Origin of the sequence: Aeromicrobium fastidiosum (assembly GCF_017876595.1) — a bacterium.
Taxonomy (GTDB): domain Bacteria; phylum Actinomycetota; class Actinomycetes; order Propionibacteriales; family Nocardioidaceae; genus Aeromicrobium; species Aeromicrobium fastidiosum.
Genome location: NZ_JAGIOG010000001.1, coordinates 3,029,346 through 3,045,227 on the forward strand (window position 1 = coordinate 3,029,346; position 15,882 = coordinate 3,045,227).

Below are 15,882 nucleotides of genomic sequence, written 5' to 3' on the forward strand. Positions count from 1 at the left end.
TGCTGGCCCCTAGGCCAGCAGGTCCTCCGAGCCGTCCGGCTTGACCGAGAGCACGGGGCACTCGGCGTCGAGGATCAGCCGCTGCGCCACGCTGCCGAGCAACAGCTTGCCCACGGGCGTGCGTGGCCGGATGCCGACGACGATGAGCGATGCGCCCGTCGACGACGCCGCGTGCAGCACCGCCCCGGCGATGTCCGGGACGATGTCGTGCAGGATCTCCGACTCCACGTCGAGCCGGTCGAGCATCGCCCGGAGCTTCGTGAGCTCGTCGTCGCCGGCGAACTTGGCGTCGACGTAGGAATCGCCCTTGGTGGGGTTGACCACGACCAGCCGCTCCTCGCGGCGAGCCGCCTCGGTGGCACCGTAGGACAGCGCCGCCCGTCCGAACTCGTCGGGGCTGTACATCACGACGACCGTCATGCGTTGACCTCTTCCTTGTCGTTGACGGGTGACTCGGGCTTGGGCTTGCGCAGACCCGAGGCGACGATGGCGGCGAGCGCCAGCGCGATGAAGGCGTACACGATGACCGCGACGGGCTCGCTCCACAGGGTGCTGACGTCGCCCGACGAGATCTGCAGCGACGTCGTGAGCTGCTCCTCCAGCTTGGGGCCGAGGATCACGCCGATGATGAGCGGCAGGACCGGCAGGCCGAAGCGTCGCATCGCCAGGCCCAGGATGCCGATGACCAGCAGGATCGCCAGGTCGAAGGGCTGGAAGCTGACGCTGTACGCGCCGAGCGAGGCGAAGAACAGGATGCCCGCGTAGAGGTAGGGCCGCGGGATCTGCAGCAGCTTGGCCCACAGGGGTGCGAGCGGCAGGTTGAGCAGGAGCAGCAGCGTGTTGCCGATGAACAGGCTCGCGAGAAGTGCCCACACGAGGTCGGGCTCGGTGTCGAACAGCTGCGGACCCGTCTCGATGCCGTAGCTCTGGATGGCCAGCAGCATGATCGCGGCGGTCGCGGTCGTGGGCAGGCCGATCGCCAGCAGCGGCACCAGGGTGCCGGCCGCAGACGCGTTGTTGGCCGCCTCCGGTCCGGCGACACCCTCGATGGCGCCCTTGCCGAACTCCTCGGGGTGCTTGGAGAGCTTGCGCTCGGTGATGTACGACAGGAACGTCGGGATCTCGGCGCCGCCGGCCGGCAGGGCGCCGAACGGGAAGCCGAAGGCCGTGCCACGCAGCCACGGCTTCCAGGAGCGTCCCCAGTCGTCGCGGCTCATCCAGGGCTGGCCGACCGGGATGATGTCGAGCGGACGGCGGCGCAGGTGCGCCGCGACCCACAGGGCCTCGCCGATCGCGAAGATCGCGACCGCCACGACGACGATGTCGATGCCGTCGGCCAGCAGCGGACTGCCGAACGTCAGGCGTGCCTGACCCGTCTGACCGCCCACCAGGCCGATGGACAGGCCGAGGAACAGCGCGATGAAGCCGCGCAGCCGCGAGGTGCCGAGCACCGCCGTGACCGCGAACAGGGCCAGCAGGATCAGGGCGAAGTACGACGGGTTGCCGAGCTTGACGACCTGTCCGGCGATGGACGGCGCGAACAGGACCAGCAGCAGCGTGCCGATCGTGCCGGCGACGAACGAGCCGATCGCCGCGGTGGCCAGGGCCTGGGCGGCCCTGCCCTTCTTGGCCATCTTGTTGCCCTCGATCGCGGTGACGACCGATGACGACTCCCCCGGGGTGTTCAGCAGGATCGACGTCGTCGAGCCGCCGTACATGCCGCCGTAGTAGATGCCGGCGAACATGATGAGCGCGCTGTCGGGGCCGACGCTGTAGGTGATCGGCAGCAGGAGCGCCAGCGTCATGGCGGGCCCGATGCCGGGAAGCACGCCGACCGCGGTGCCGAGGAAGACGCCGAGCACGGCGTAGAAGAGGTTCTGGACGGTCAGCGCCTGGGCGAATCCGTCCATCAACAGGTTGAGGGTGTCCATCAGAGCACCCCGTCCAGGATGCCGGCCGGGATCGCGAGACCCAGGCCGGAGTAGAAGCCGTACCAGGTGCCGACCGACAGCGCGACGCCGACGGCGACGTCGCGGACCAGGGTGCGGCTGCCGAGCACGTAGGCCGTGCCGACGAACAGGATCGCGCCGGTGATGGCCCAGCCCAGCCAGTCGACCAGCAGGATGTTGGCCAGGAACACGACCAGCAGCTTGGCGACCGTGGCCCAGTCGCTGGGCTGCGTCAGGTCGACGTCCTCGCCCTCCTCGGCCTGCGGCACGTCGCCGCGCGCCGTCGCCAGCGCCAGCAGCGCCGCCAGGACGATCAGCACGCCACCGATGACGTACGGGAAGGCGTAGGGCTGCACCGGCTGATCGGCGAAGCCGTCGGAGAGCGTCGTCGCGTCGTACACGACGTACGCGCCGACGACGGCCAGGAACGCGGCCAGTCCGTACTGCGCCTTGTCGACGACCGTCGAGCCCGCACGGGTCTCGGTCGGGGTGTCTTCTCGGGTGCTCATACCAGCCCCAGCTCCTTCAGGGTCGTCTCGACCCGCTTGTCCTGCTCGAGCAGGAACGTCCTGAACTCCTCGCCGGTGGCGAACGAGTCGATCCAGCCGTTGCGCTTGACGGCGTCCTTCCATCCCTTCGTCTGGTGCATCTTGGTGAACATCGCCACGAGCCGGTCGCGCGACTCGTCCGAGATGCCGGGGGGCGCGAGGATGCCGCGCCAGTTGACGAACGTCATGTCGATGCCGGACTCCTTGAGCGTCGGCGCGTCGACGGTGTCGAGGCGCTCCTCGCCCGAGACGGCCAGCACCCGCAGGGAGCCGTCCTTCAGCTGGCCCTCGAACTCGCTGGGGCCGGACGTGCCGACGTCGATCTTCTTGCCGAGCAGCGCGCTCGTGAGCGGCCCGCCGCCGTCGTAGACGATGTACTTGACCTGCTTGGGCTCGATGCCGACGGTCTTGGCCAGCTGCATCGGGAACAGGAAGTCGGGTCCGCCGGGCGACGAGCCGCCGCCGATCGTCACGCTGGACGGATCGGCCTTCCACGCGTCGACGAGGTCCTGGACGGTCTTGAACGGCGAGTCCTTCGGGACGATCAGCGCCTCCTGATCCTCGATCAGGCGCGCGATGGGCGTCGCCTGCGAGACCCGGGCCTTCGAGTCGTTGGTGTAGGTCGCACCCACGACGCCGAGCCCCATCGACATGACCAGGTCGTCGACGCCCTTCTCGTTGAGCAGTCGCTGCATCGCGACGGTGCCGCCGGCACCGATGACGTTGGTGACCTCGAACCGTCCGGACAGGTCGGCGTCCTCGAGCACGCGGGCGGCAGCGCGACCCGTGAGGTCGTAGCCTCCGCCCGGGCTGTTGGGGATGTACATGCTGAGTCGACGGTTGGCCTCGCCCTCGCCGCCGCGGGTGACGCCGCAGGCCGAGAGGAGCAGGGCTGCGGCCACGACGACTAGGGTCGCGGTGAACCGGTGTGATCGCCTGGTCGGCGTCATGGGACCTCCTGTGATCGACCCCGATCATGACCCGTCACTGTGCTGTGGGTCACCATTGCGGAACCAAAGGAGGTTGTGGACGTTGTGGTCACGACGCAGACGGCTGACGCTGGCGGGGCAGTTCCTGGTGCTGCAGCTCGTCGTCGTGGCCGTCGTGCTGGTCATCGTCGGTGCCTTCTCGGTGCAGCAGGCGACGGCGTCGTTCGCCGACGACCGCGGCACGCAGATGCGGTCGGTCGCCGAGGACCTCGCCAACACCGCGGTCGTGCGCGACCGCATCGGCGAGCCGGACGCTGCCCAGTCGCTGGCGAGCCCCATCAACAGTGCCGTCAACCTCTCGGGTGCCACGGAGGCGATGATCGCCGACCCGACCGGGCGCATCCTGTCGTCGTCCGACCCCCGTGTGATCGGCACGCGGGCCGCCCTCGGCGACTCCGGCGTCCGTGAGGGACGGGCCTGGAAGGGCGACGTGCGCACCCGGAACGGCCACTTCGTCGCGGGGCATGCGCCGATCATCGACGACAACGGCGAGCTCGTGGGCCTCGCGATCGCCGAGGAGCGCTACCCGGCACTCTCGACCCGGCTGACCGAGTCGGCCGACGAGCTCGTGCTCTACCTCGGCTTCGGCGCCGGGCTCGGTGCCGCGGGGTCGTGGCTGCTCGCCCGGCTGGTCAAGCGCCGCACCCGCGGCCTCGAGCCCCACGAGTTCGCGATGCTCGCCGACCACCGCGAGGCTCTGCTCCACAGCATCCGCGAGGGCATCATCGCGGTCGACACCGATGCCCGCGTGACGATGGTCAACGACGGTGCCCGGACCCTGCTCGACCTCGACGGCGACGTCGTCGGCAGGCGCATCGGCGACCTGGGGCTCGATCCGCAGGTCGTCGACGTCATCGCCGCAGGAGGCGACAGCCAGGACGTCGTGCTGCTCGTCGGCGAGCGCGCCATCGTGTTCAACCAGCGCTCGGCGTCGAGCCACGGACGCGGCATCGGTGCGGTCACGACGATGCGCGATCGCACCGACCTCGTCGCGATGCAGGGCCAGCTCAGCTCGAATCTGTCGATCACCGACACCCTGCGCGCCCAGACCCACGAGTTCGCCAACCAGCTGCACACGATCTCGGGGCTCGTCCAGCTCGGCGAGTACGACGAGGTCACGTCGCTGGTGGGGGTGCTCACGCGGCGTCGCGCCGAGATCACCGACGCCGTCACGCAGCGCGTCGCCGATCCGGCGGTCGCGGCGCTGCTGATCGCGAAGACCAGCGGGGCCGCGGAGGCAGGAGTCACGCTCACGTTGAGCGACGGATCGCGCCTCGCCCCGACGACGCCCCGCACCTCGGCCGACCTGGCGACCGTGATCGGCAACCTGGTCGACAACGCCGTCGATGCGTGCAAGGGCGAGACCTCACCGGCTGTCACGGTCGAGCTGACAGAGACCGCCGACGAGATCGTGCTCGAGGTGCGCGACAACGGCCCGGGCGTGCCCGAGCAGCTGCGCGACGCGGTCTTCACCCGCGGCTTCTCGACCAAGCCCGACGTGCCGGGTGGGCGGGGCATCGGCCTGCCACTGGTGCGGCTGATCTGCACGCAGCGGGGCGGTACCGTGACGGTCGCGCACGACGGTGGAGCCGTCTTCGCGGTCCATCTGCCGAAGGCGTCCGCATGACAGGAGGCAGCATGATCACGGTCCTGGTCGTCGACGACGACTTCATGGTCGCGAGCATCCACGGCCGGTTCGTCGAGCGCACCCCCGGCTTCGCGGTCGCCGGCACCGCCCGCACGGGAGCCGAGGCGCTGCAGCTGCACGACGACCTCTCCCCCGACCTGTTGCTGCTCGACGTGCACCTGCCCGACATGAGTGGGCTCGAGGTCCTCCAGCAGCTGCGAACCAGGGGAAGCGCGGTCGGCGTCGTCATGGTGACGGCCGAGCGCGACGCGGAGGCGGTGCGCACGGCCCTGCACGGCGGCGCGCTGCAGTACCTCGTCAAGCCCTTCGAGTACGCCGACTTCGCGGCGCGCATGCAGCGCGTCCGCGAGGCGCTCGAGACCCTCGCCGACGGTGCTCCCGACCAGGCAGCGATCGACCGTGCCTTCGGCGCGCCGCCCGCAGCCGTGACGGCCCTGCCCAAGGGGCTCAGCGCCGAGTCTGCGCAGATCGTGGCCGAGGCGCTGGCGCGCGGCAGCGAGCTGTCGGCCGCCGACTGCGGCGAGCTCGTCGGACTGTCCCGGGTCAGCGCCCGGCGCTACCTGGAGCACTTCGTCGACAACGGCACGGCCGTCGTCCGGCTCAACTACGGCAATGCCGGTCGTCCGGAGCGCCGCTACCGCTCGGCACGCTGACCCGGTTCGGCGGACGGTGCCCGGGGGCTGCGGCGGTACGCCGAGACGGTCGGGTCACCGGCGACCCAGAACCGCCACGGCACGTCTGGGGCCTTCGAGACGCCGACCCGGGGCCCTGCGGTGATCTCGGGTGTCTGGCTCGGCGACGGCCCCAGACGCACGCCCTCACTCGCGAGCAGCTCGGTGCCGAGGTCGTCGAGGCTCAGACCGAGTGCCCGGGCGAGGTTGCCGGGGCCACGGGCCAGGGCGACGTCCTCGACGCCGACCCGCCGTGCACGTGCCGTCTCGAGCCCCTCGACGACCTCGCCTGCGCGCACCAGAACGGCCGCCGCGATCTCGCTCGGCCCCGTGACGACGTTGGCGCAGAAGTGCATCCCGTACGACCGGTAGACGTACAGCCGCCACGGCGGGCCGTACATGATCTCGCTGCGCGGCGTGCGCGTGAAGGCGTGCGAGGCCGGGTCGTGGATGCCGCCGTACGCCTCGACCTCGGTGATCCGCGCGACGACGCCGTGCCCGTGCAGCACGCGGCCCAGCAGGCCGCGCGCCCGGGCGACGACGTCGTCGGCGTCCGCCGTCATGCGGTCAGCTGACCGACTCGATGACGACGTCCTTGGCCGGTGCGACGCCGTCGGCCGCGTTGCCGTCGGCCTCGATCTTCTGGGCGACCTTCAGGCCGGCTGCGTCGACGCTGCCGAACACCGTGTAGTCGGGCGTGAGGTTGCCGCTGGCGTCGGCCAGGACGATGAAGAACTGCGATCCGTTGGTGTCGGGCCCGGCGTTGGCCATCGCCAGCGTGCCGGCCGGGTACTGCTCGGAGCCGCTGAGCTCGTCGGCGAAGCTGTAGCCGGGGCCGCCCGAGCCGCTCGCGGTCGGGTCGCCGCACTGCAGCACGAAGCCCGGCACCAGGCGGTGGCACTTGGTGCCGTCGAAGAAGCCCTGCTCGGCGAGCGACACGAACGAGTTGACGGTGCACGGCGCCGTGTCGGGCGTGAGCGCCAGCTTGATGTCACCGCGGTTGGTCTTGATCGTGAGGCTGTCGACGCTCTTGGGCTCCGACGGCGGCAGCGTGGCCTTCTTGCCGGCCTCGTCCTTCTTCTCGTACGTGCACGTGCCGTCGGCGGCCGGTGCCGACGCGCTCGACCCGGCGGTGCTGGACGCGTCCGCGGACGGCGTGGCGTCAGCGGACGGTGAGTCGTCCGAGCCACCGCAGGCGGCGAGGAAGGTGATCAGGACCGTGGACGCCGTGGCGGCGAGGAGGCGAGAACGCATGGGGCGAGCCTAGCGAGGGCTACTGAGCAATCAACGCAAGCCGTCAGCGCGGACCGTCAGCGCAGGCGGTCGCGCAGCTCAGCCAGCTGCTCGGCCACCCGCACCTGGGCCGTGCCGCCGCGGGAGTCACGTGAGGCGAGCGAGCCCTCGACCGTCAGCACGTCGCGGACGCGCGGGGTCAGCGCCGGCGAGATCGCCGCGAAGTCGTCGTCGCTGAGGTCCCAGAGCTCGATGCCGCGCTGCTCGCACACCTGCACGCAGGCGCCCGACAGCTCGTGGGCGACGCGGAACGGGACGCCCTCGCGCACGAGCCACTCCGCGATGTCGGTCGCGAGCGCGAAGCCCTGCGGCGCGAGCGCCTGCATCCGCTCAGTGTGGAACGTCAGTGTCGCGACCATGCCCGTGAAGGCCGGCAGCAGCACCTCGAGCGTGTCGATCGAGTCGAAGACCGGCTCCTTGTCCTCCTGGAGGTCGCGGTTGTAGGCCAGCGGCAGGCCCTTGAGCGTCGCCAGCAGACCCGTCAGGTTGCCGATGAGTCGCCCCGACTTGCCGCGCGCGAGCTCGGCGATGTCGGGGTTCTTCTTCTGCGGCATGATGCTCGACCCCGTCGAGTAGCCGTCGTGCAGCGTGACGAAGTCGAACTCCTTGGTGTTCCAGATGATGATCTCCTCGGCGAGCCGCGACACGTCGACGCCGATCTGGGCCGTCACGAAGGCGAACTCGGCCACGAAGTCGCGGGCCGCGGTGCCGTCGATCGAGTTGGCGGTCGACCCCGTGAATCCGAGGTCCGCGGCGACCTTCTCGGGATCGAGCCCGAGCGACGAACCGGCCAGAGCACCCGATCCGTAGGGCGAGTCGGCGGACACGCGGGCGTCCCAGTCGGCGAGGCGGTCGAGGTCGCGCACGAGCGGCCACGCGTGGGCCAGCAGGTGGTGCGACAGGAGCACGGGCTGCGCGTGCTGCAGGTGCGTGCGGCCCGGCATCGCCACGCCGAGGTGAGTCTCGGCCTGGGCCGCGAGGGCCTCGACGAGCTCGGTGACGAGCACCGAGATGCGTCGGCCGTGGTCGCGCAGGTACATCTTGAACAACGTCGCGATCTGGTCGTTGCGGGAGCGCCCGGCGCGCAGGCGTCCGCCGAGGTCCGCGCCGAGCCGCTCCAGCAGGCCGCGCTCGAGGGCGGTGTGGACGTCCTCGTCGTCGGGCTGGGCCGCGAACGCTCCCGAGGCGACCTCGGCCTCGAGCGCGTCGATGCCCGCGATCAGCGTCGTCAGGTCGTCGCGGCTCAGCAGACCGGCCGCCTGCAGCACGACGGCGTGCGCGCGCGAACCCGCGAGGTCGTAGGGCGCGAGTCGCCAGTCGAAGTGCGTCGACCGCGACAGCTCGACGAGCTCGGGCGAGGGCCCGGACGCGAAGCGTCCGCCCCAGAGGGCTGCACTGGTGGACCCTTCGACAGGCTCAGGGGGCGTGGCGACGGGCTCGGGGGGCGATGTGTTCACGGAGTCTCCTTGGTGGGCGGACCGGCGAGGTCCATGAAGCGGGCGGCGACGGCCTGCCCGCCGGCGGGGTCGCGGCAGATCATCATGACGGTGTCGTCGCCGGCGATCGTGCCGATCACATCAGTGGGTGCCGAGTGGTCGATCGCCGACGCGAGGTACTGCGCGGCGCCCGGCGGCGTGCGCAGGACGACGAGATTGGCCGAGGCCTCGGCCGTGACCAGCACCTCGCGGGCCACGCGTGTCAGGCGCGACTGTCCGGCCGAGCTGCCCGTCGCGGGACGCGGCGTGCGATCGCCGCCCTCAGCCGGCACGGCGTACACGAGTCCGCTGCCGGCGTGACGCACGCGGACGGCGTCGAGCTCGACGAGGTCGCGCGAGACGGTCGACGGGGTCGCGTTGACGCCCTGGTCGTGCAGCAGGTCGACGAGCTCCTGCTGCGAGCGAACGGGGTGCCGGGTCAGCAGGTCGATGATGAGCTGCTGCCGCGCGGTCTTGGTGTCGGCGGTGCTCATCGCCGTGCCGCCCTCACGATGAGCCCCGTTCCAGCAGCCACACCAGCAGAGCTTTCTGGGCGTGCAGGCGGTTCTCGGCCTCGTCCCACACGACGCTCTGCGGTCCGTCGAGCACCTCCGACGAGATCTCGAGCCCGCGATAGGCCGGCAGGCAGTGCAGCACGATCGCGTCGGGCGCGGCCAGGGCCAGGGTCTCGGCCGTGATGGAGTAGTCGCCGAAAAGGGCGAGCCGCGCCTTCTTCTCGGCCTCCTGGCCCATCGAGACCCACGTGTCGGTGATGACGACGTCGGCCCCGGCGAGGGCAGTCGCAGGATCGTCGGTGACGCTGACCGATCCCCCGGTCGTCGCCGCGATCTCCGCGGCCCGCGCCACGATCTGCTCGTCCGGCTGGTAGCCGACCGGCGACCCGATGCGCACGTGCAAGCCGGCCGTCGCTCCACCCAGCAGGTACGAGTGCCCCATGTTGTTGGCGCCGTCGCCGAGGTAGGCCACCGTGAGCCCCGCCAGGGTGCCCTTGTGCTCGATGACGGTCTGCCAGTCGGCCAGGATCTGGCACGGGTGGAACTCGTCGCTCAGGGCGTTGACGATCGGCACGCCCGCGTGGGCCGCCATCTCCTCCAGGCCGGACTGCGCGTAGGTGCGCCACACGATGGCGCTGGTCATCCGCCCCAGCACCTTGGCGGTGTCGGCCGGCGACTCGCCCCGGCCGCCCTGGGTGCCCGCCGTCTCGAGGATCAGCGGGTTGCCGCCCAGGTCGGCGATGCCGACGCCGAACGAGACGCGCGTGCGCGTGGAGGCCTTGTCGAAGATGACCGCCACGGTCTGCGGACCCGCCAGCGGCTTGCGGGCGTACGGATCGGCCTTGATCTCGGCAGCGAGCGCCAGCACCTCGGCCTGCTCGGCCGGGCTCAGGTCGTCGTCGCGCAGGAAGTGCCTGACGGTGCCGGTCATGCCGACACCTCGTCGAGGACGTCCCGCAGCACCGTCACGGCGTGAGCCGCCTCGGACTCGCTCAGGATCAGCGGGGGGGCCAGGCGAAGACGCTCGGGCGTCGCGTTGTTGAGGATCAGTCCGGCCGCCATCGCGGCCTTCTGCGCCTCGGCGGCGAGCGGCTGGTGCAGCACGACACCCACCAGCAGGCCGCGACCGGTGACGTCGGCGACCAAGGGGTGGTCGGCGAGTCCGCGGCGCAGCTGGTCGCCGATCGTCGTGACGTGGTCGAGCAGCTGCTGCGACTCGATCGTGGCGATGACCGCCAGCGCGGCGGCCGTCGCGACGGCGTTGCCGCCGAACGTCGTGCCGTGGTTGCCCGGCTGCAGCAGCGTGCCGGCGCCACCGATGGCCACGCAGGCACCGATCGGGATGCCACCGCCGAGGCCCTTGGCCAGCGTCACGAGGTCGGGCACGACGCCCGACTCCTCGTATGCGAACCACGCGCCCGTGCGGCCCATGCCCGTCTGCACCTCGTCGAGCCACAGCAGGGCACCGTGCCGCGTCGTGATCTCGCGTGCCGCGGGCAGGTAGTCTGCGGGGGGAACGACGACGCCGGCCTCGCCCTGGATCGGCTCGATCAGCACTGCCGCGACGGTGTCGTCGACCGCGGCCTCCAGGGCCGCGACGTCTCCGTACGGCACCCAGGTGACGTCGCCCGGCAACGGCTCGAACGGTGCCCGGTAGGCCTCCTTCGACGTCAGCGCGAGCGCGCCCATCGTGCGTCCGTGGAACGAGCCCTCGGCGACGACGATGCGGGTACGGCCCGTGCGACGGGTGGCCTTGAACGCCGCCTCGTTGGCCTCGGTGCCCGAGTTGGTGAAGAACACCCGGGCGTCGTGCCCGACGAGCTCGACGAGCTTCTCGGCGAGGCGCACCTGTGGCTCGGTCGCGAAGAAGTTGGACGTGTGGCCCAACGTCGTGAGCTGCGTCGTGACGGCCTCGACGATCGCGGGGTGCGCGTGCCCGAGGGCATTCACCGCGATGCCGGCCAGCAGGTCGAGGTACTGCTTGCCGTCGGCGTCCCACACGTGCGAGCCCTCGCCGCGCACCAGCACGGTCTGCGGCGGACCGAAGGTGTTCATGACAGCACCCTGGTAGCGCTCGGTCCACTCGGCGGTCGTCATGACGTCGCCCCCTTCTCGACGCTCGTCGAATACAGCGCCGTGCGGATGCGCGTCGCGGCTCCCGGCACTACCTGCGTGCCGACGCCCTCGTCGGTGAAGATCTCGAGCAGCACGGCGTGGGGCTCGCGGCCGTCGATCACGGTCGAGCGCTTGACGCCCTCCTGCACGGCCTTCAGGCAGGCCGTCATCTTGGGGATCATGCCCGTCGAAAGGGTCGGGATGAGCTCGGCGAGCGACTCGGGGCTGATCTCGCCGATCACGTCGGAGCTGTTGGGCCAGTCGGCGTACAACCCCTCCACGTCGGTGAGCACGAGCAGCTTCTCGGCACCCAGGGCAACGGCCAGCGCAGCGGCAGCCGTGTCGGCGTTGACGTTGTGCACCTGGCCGGACGCATCGGGCGCGACAGTCGAGACGACCGGGATGCGGCCGGCCTCGATGAGGTCCTGCACCGCCTCGGGGCGCACGCCGACGACCTCGCCGACCAGGCCGATGTCGGTCTCGACGCCGTCGATGACCGGCATGGTCTTCTGCGCCGTGAAGAGGCCGCCGTCCTCGCCGGAGAGGCCGACCGCGAGGTCGCCGTGCTGGTTGAGCAGACCCACCAGCTCACGTCCGACCTGGCCCGTCAGCACCATGCGGACGACCTCCATCGTCTCGGGCGTCGTGACGCGCAGCCCGCCGCGGAACTCCGACTCGATGCCGAGCCGGTCGAGCATCGAGCTGATCTGCGGCCCGCCGCCGTGGACGACGACGGGCTTGAAGCCGGCCAGCCGCAGGAACACGATGTCCTCGGCGAACGCCCGCTTGAGCGTCTCGTCGGTCATCGCGTTGCCGCCGTACTTCACGACGATGACCTTGCCGTGGTACTTCTTCAGCCACGGCAGGGCGTGCGCGAGCGTGGCGGCCTTGTCGGTCGCCTTCTTCCAGTCGGCCGGGTCCCAGTCGGTGATGCCGTCGGTCATGTCGTCCTCGCTCATGAGCTGTACGCCGAGTTCTCGTGCACGTAGGCCTGCGTCAGGTCGTTGGTCCAGATGGTGCCCGACGCGTCGCCGGACTTGAGGTCGATCGTCACCGTCACGGCGCGGTCGTCGAGGTCGATCGAGTCGGGCGACTCCCCCGGTCCGCTCGTGCGGCACACCCAGACGCCGTTGAGAGCCACGTCGAGGTCGGCCGGGTCGAACGCTGCCTGCGTCGTGCCCACCGAGGCCAGGATGCGTCCCCAGTTGGGGTCCTTGCCGAAGATCGCGCACTTGAACAGGTTGCTGCGGGCGACGGAGCGTCCGACCTCGAGGGCGTCGTCGACCGATGCGGCGTTCACGACCTCGATCGCGATCTCGTGGTCGGCGCCCTCGGCGTCGGCCAGCAGCTGCATCGCGAGATCGCGGCAGACCTCGGTCACGGCCGCCGTGAAGGCCTCGACGTCAGGCGTCGTGCCGGCGGCGCCGGAGGCCATCAGCAGCACCGTGTCGTTGGTCGACTGGCAGCCGTCGGAGTCGAGCCGGTCGAAGGTCTGCGCCGTGGCCGTCCGCAGCGCCCGGTCGGCGGTCGCGGCGTCGACGTCGGCGTCGGTCGTGATGACGACCAGCATCGTGGCCAGCGCAGGTGCCAGCATGCCGGCGCCCTTGGCCATGCCGCCGACCGTGAAGCCCTCGCCGTGCGCCACGGCCTCCTTGGCGACGGTGTCGGTCGTCATGATCGCGGTGGCCGCGGTGTGGCCGCCGTCGGCGCTCTGTCCCTCGACGGCCGCACGCACGCCCGACAGCAGGGCGTCACGGTCGTTGAGCAGGCCGATCAGGCCCGTCGAGGCCACCTGCACGTCGATCGCGCCGATGCCGAGCAGCTCGGCGACGGTCTCGGCCGTGCGGTGGGTCGTCGTGAAGCCCTCGGAGCCCGTGTAGCAGTTGGCCCCGCCGGAGTTGATCGCCACGGCAACGGCCGAGCCGGTCTTGATCGCCTCCTCGCTCCAGAGGACGGGATTGGCCTTGCAGCGGTTGCTCGTGAACACCGCAGCGGCTGCCGTGGACGGGCCATGGTTGACGACCACGGCGACATCGGGCGCTCCAGTCGACTTGAGGCCGGCGGCGACGCCGTGGGCGGTGAATCCCTGTGCTGCGGTGACGCTCATGGAGAGACTCCCACTGTCGAGAGGCCCGTGGTCTCCGGGAGACCCAGGGCGAGGTTCATGGACTGGATGGCACCGCCGGCGGTGCCCTTGACGAGGTTGTCGATCGCCGAGACGACGACCAGGCGTCGGGCGCGCTCGTCGACCGCGACCTGCAGCTGCGCGGTGTTGGCGCCGAGGGTCGCGGCCGTGGTGGGCCACTGGCCCTCGGGCAGCAGGTGGATGAACGGCTCGTCGTCGTAGGCGACCTCGTAGGCGGCGCGGACGATCGCGAGGTCGACGCCGTCAGCCAGCCGTGCCGTCGTGGTGGCGAGGATGCCGCGGGCCATCGGCACGAGCGTCGGGGTGAACGACACCGTGACCTCGGCGGCACCCGCGTGGCGCAGGTTCTGCATGATCTCGGGCACGTGGCGATGGGTGCCGCCGACGCCGTACGGCGACGCCGATCCGAGGGCCTCCGACGCGATGAGGTGCGCCTTGGGTGCCTTGCCGGCCCCGGAGTAGCCGTTGGCCAGCACCGCGACGATGTCGGTCGACTCGACGAGCTGGGCGGCGACGGCGGGCTGGATGCCGAGCGTGACCGCCGTGACGTTGCAGCCGGGCACCGCGATGCGCTTGACGCCGGCCAGGGCGTCGCGCTGCCGCGCCTCGCCCACGATCAGCTCGGGCATGCCGTACGGCCACGTGCCGGCATGGTCGCCGCCGTAGAACTCGAGCCAGTCGCCGGCGGACTCGAGCCGGAAGTCGGCACCGAGGTCGATCACGAGCGTGTCGTCGCCGAGCTGCGCTGCGACGGCACCCGACTCGCCGTGGGGCAGGCCCAGGAAGACGACGTCGTGGCCCGACAGCGTCTCGGTGGTCGTCGGCTGCAGCACGCGACCCGCCAGCGGGACGAGGTGCGGGTGGTGGGCACCCAGCGCGGTGCCGGCGCTCGACGCCGCGGTCAGCGCACCGATCTCGACATCGGGGTGCGACAGCAGCAGCCGCAGCACCTCGCCGCCGGCGTATCCGCTCGCGCCGGCGACGGCGACCGTGACCTTGTGCCCGGCCATCAGTCGGTGCCCAGCTCCATGGCCGCGGCGTCGAGGGCGTGCTCGTCCTCGGTGGCGGCTGCGGGATTGGCCTCGATGCGGGTCGCACCGCCGGCCGGGAGGGCCCCGAACAGCGTGCCGTTCTCGACGAGCACCTGGCCCTGGTCGAGCGGCTGCGCCGCGTACTGCTCGAGCTTGGCGCGCGAGTCGGCGATGTCGAGGTTGCGCATCGTGAGCTGGCCGATCCGGTCGGTGGGACCGAACACGGCGTTGTCGGTGCGCTCCATCGACAACTTGTCGGGGTGGTACGAGAAGTGCTCGCCCTGCGTGTCGAGGATCGAGTAGTCCTCGCCGCGCCGCAGCCGGATCGTGACGCTGCCCGTCACGAGCGAGGCGATCCAGCGCTCGATCGACTCACGCAGCATCATCGCCTGCGGGTCGAGCCAGCGTCCCTCGTACATCAGCCGGCCGAGACGACGTCCGTGCGCGTGGTAGTTGGCGATCGTGTCCTCGTTGTGCACCGCGTTGAGCAGCCGCTCGTACGCGATGTGCAGCAGCGCCATCGCGGGCGCCTCGTAGATGCCCCGGCTCTTGGCCTCGATGATGCGGTTCTCGATCTGGTCGGACATGCCGAGCCCGTGCCGTCCGCCGATGACGTTGGCCTCGTGCACCAGCGCGACCGGATCGTCGAACGTCGTGCCGTTGATCGCGACGGGACGGCCCTCGGCGAAGGTGATCGTGACGTCCTCGGTGTCGATGTCGACCGACGCGTCCCAGAACTTGACGCCCATGATCGGCTCGACGGTCTCGAGCGACACGTCGAGGTGCTCGAGGGTCTTGGCCTCGTGGGTCGCGCCCCAGATGTTGGCGTCGGTCGAGTAGGCCTTCTCCTGGCTGTCGCGGTACGGGAGCTCGTGCTCGACGAGCCACTGGCTCATCTCGGTGCGGCCGCCCAGCTCGGCGACGAAGGCGGCGTCGAGCCACGGCTTGTAGATGCGCAGCTCGGGGTTGGCCAGCAGGCCGTACCGGTAGAACCGCTCGATGTCGTTGCCCTTGAAGGTCGAGCCGTCGCCCCAGATGTTGACGTCGTCCTCCTTCATGGCGCGCACCAGCAGCGTGCCGGTCACGGCCCGGCCGAGCGGTGTCGTGTTGAAGTAGGTCTTGCCGGCCGAGCGGATGTGGAACGCGCCGCACGCCAGGGCGGCCAGGCCCTCGTCGACGAGCGGCCGCTTGCAGTCGATCATCCGTGCCAGCTCGGCGCCGTAGGCCATCGCGCGTCCGGGGACGCCGGCGATGTCGGGCTCGTCGTACTGGCCGATGTCGGCGGTGTAGGTGCACGGCACGGCACCCTTGTCGCGCATCCAGGCGACGGCAACGGAGGTGTCGAGCCCTCCGGAGAAGGCGATGCCGACACGTTCGCCGGACGGAAGACTGGTGAGGACCTTGGACATGCCTCACATTCTTGCACACCTCTGCAAGACCTTGCAGTAGGGGTCGAGGGCAAACGACCTCGGACGGTGTCGCCCGACCCCTAGGATGCAGCC

16 protein-coding genes are annotated in these 15,882 nt (G+C 70.8%); 2 read left to right on the top strand and 14 right to left on the bottom strand.

Annotated elements, in window-relative coordinates:
• Positions 1 to 9: 9 nt before the first annotated feature.
• From JOF40_RS15115 to JOF40_RS15130, 4 genes are read right to left on the bottom strand one after another with little or no spacing between them, the layout of a single operon-like run.
• Entirely contained in the window at positions 10 to 420 is a 411-nt protein-coding gene (locus tag JOF40_RS15115) for a universal stress protein (protein WP_129184033.1), read from the bottom strand.
• A complete protein-coding gene (locus tag JOF40_RS15120) occupies positions 417 to 1,931 on the bottom strand; it encodes a tripartite tricarboxylate transporter permease (protein WP_129184031.1) in 1,515 nt (504 codons plus the stop codon). Before JOF40_RS15120 ends, JOF40_RS15115 begins: the two co-directional genes overlap by 4 nt.
• Complete coding sequence (locus JOF40_RS15125) at positions 1,931 to 2,458, bottom strand: tripartite tricarboxylate transporter TctB family protein (protein ID WP_129184029.1); 528 nt, start codon at positions 2,456 to 2,458, stop codon at positions 1,931 to 1,933. The genes JOF40_RS15120 and JOF40_RS15125 overlap by 1 nt, the downstream gene beginning before the upstream one ends.
• Positions 2,455 to 3,447, bottom strand: a complete 993-nt coding sequence (locus tag JOF40_RS15130) for a Bug family tripartite tricarboxylate transporter substrate binding protein (protein ID WP_129184027.1) — start codon at positions 3,445 to 3,447, stop codon at positions 2,455 to 2,457. Before JOF40_RS15130 ends, JOF40_RS15125 begins: the two co-directional genes overlap by 4 nt.
• A gap of 82 nt (positions 3,448 to 3,529) precedes the next feature.
• Between JOF40_RS15130 and JOF40_RS15135 the strand changes: the two genes are divergently transcribed.
• Positions 3,530 to 5,113 (top strand): sensor histidine kinase, encoded by a 1,584-nt coding sequence (locus JOF40_RS15135; RefSeq protein WP_209674630.1) that lies wholly within the window; start codon positions 3,530 to 3,532, stop codon positions 5,111 to 5,113.
• An 11-nt stretch (positions 5,114 to 5,124) separates the two neighbouring features.
• Positions 5,125 to 5,787, top strand: a complete 663-nt coding sequence (locus JOF40_RS15140) for a response regulator (protein WP_129184822.1) — start codon at positions 5,125 to 5,127, stop codon at positions 5,785 to 5,787.
• On the opposite strand, the gene JOF40_RS15145 is transcribed toward JOF40_RS15140, so the two are convergent.
• From JOF40_RS15145 to argG, 10 genes are read right to left on the bottom strand one after another with little or no spacing between them, the layout of a single operon-like run.
• The gene (locus JOF40_RS15145; RefSeq protein WP_129184023.1) at positions 5,769 to 6,368 is read right to left on the bottom strand and encodes a DNA-3-methyladenine glycosylase; all 600 of its coding nucleotides are present in this window, start codon (positions 6,366 to 6,368) and stop codon (positions 5,769 to 5,771) included. The genes JOF40_RS15140 and JOF40_RS15145 overlap by 19 nt on opposite strands.
• 4 nt (positions 6,369 to 6,372) lie before the next feature.
• On the bottom strand, positions 6,373 to 7,059 hold the full coding sequence (locus JOF40_RS15150; RefSeq protein WP_129184021.1) for a peptidylprolyl isomerase: 687 nt from the start codon (positions 7,057 to 7,059) through the stop codon (positions 6,373 to 6,375).
• A 56-nt stretch (positions 7,060 to 7,115) separates the two neighbouring features.
• Entirely contained in the window at positions 7,116 to 8,555 is a 1,440-nt protein-coding gene (gene argH, locus JOF40_RS15155; protein WP_129184019.1) for an argininosuccinate lyase, read from the bottom strand.
• The gene (locus tag JOF40_RS15160) at positions 8,552 to 9,067 is read right to left on the bottom strand and encodes an arginine repressor (protein ID WP_129184017.1); all 516 of its coding nucleotides are present in this window, start codon (positions 9,065 to 9,067) and stop codon (positions 8,552 to 8,554) included. Before JOF40_RS15160 ends, argH begins: the two co-directional genes overlap by 4 nt.
• Before the next feature lie 13 nt (positions 9,068 to 9,080).
• Entirely contained in the window at positions 9,081 to 10,019 is a 939-nt protein-coding gene (gene argF / locus JOF40_RS15165) for an ornithine carbamoyltransferase (RefSeq protein ID WP_129184015.1), read from the bottom strand.
• Positions 10,016 to 11,185 (bottom strand): acetylornithine transaminase, encoded by a 1,170-nt coding sequence (locus tag JOF40_RS15170; protein ID WP_129184013.1) that lies wholly within the window; start codon positions 11,183 to 11,185, stop codon positions 10,016 to 10,018. The genes argF and JOF40_RS15170 overlap by 4 nt, the downstream gene beginning before the upstream one ends.
• Positions 11,182 to 12,147 (bottom strand): acetylglutamate kinase, encoded by a 966-nt coding sequence (gene argB / locus JOF40_RS15175; RefSeq protein WP_129184820.1) that lies wholly within the window; start codon positions 12,145 to 12,147, stop codon positions 11,182 to 11,184. The genes JOF40_RS15170 and argB overlap by 4 nt, the downstream gene beginning before the upstream one ends.
• A gap of 11 nt (positions 12,148 to 12,158) precedes the next feature.
• A complete protein-coding gene (argJ, locus tag JOF40_RS15180) occupies positions 12,159 to 13,310 on the bottom strand; it encodes a bifunctional glutamate N-acetyltransferase/amino-acid acetyltransferase ArgJ (RefSeq protein WP_129184011.1) in 1,152 nt (383 codons plus the stop codon).
• Positions 13,307 to 14,359, bottom strand: coding sequence for an N-acetyl-gamma-glutamyl-phosphate reductase (argC, locus tag JOF40_RS15185; protein WP_129184009.1), 1,053 nt, complete (start codon positions 14,357 to 14,359; stop codon positions 13,307 to 13,309). The genes argJ and argC overlap by 4 nt, the downstream gene beginning before the upstream one ends.
• On the bottom strand, positions 14,359 to 15,789 hold the full coding sequence (argG, locus tag JOF40_RS15190; RefSeq protein ID WP_129184007.1) for an argininosuccinate synthase: 1,431 nt from the start codon (positions 15,787 to 15,789) through the stop codon (positions 14,359 to 14,361). The genes argC and argG overlap by 1 nt, the downstream gene beginning before the upstream one ends.
• Positions 15,790 to 15,882 lie beyond the last annotated feature (93 nt).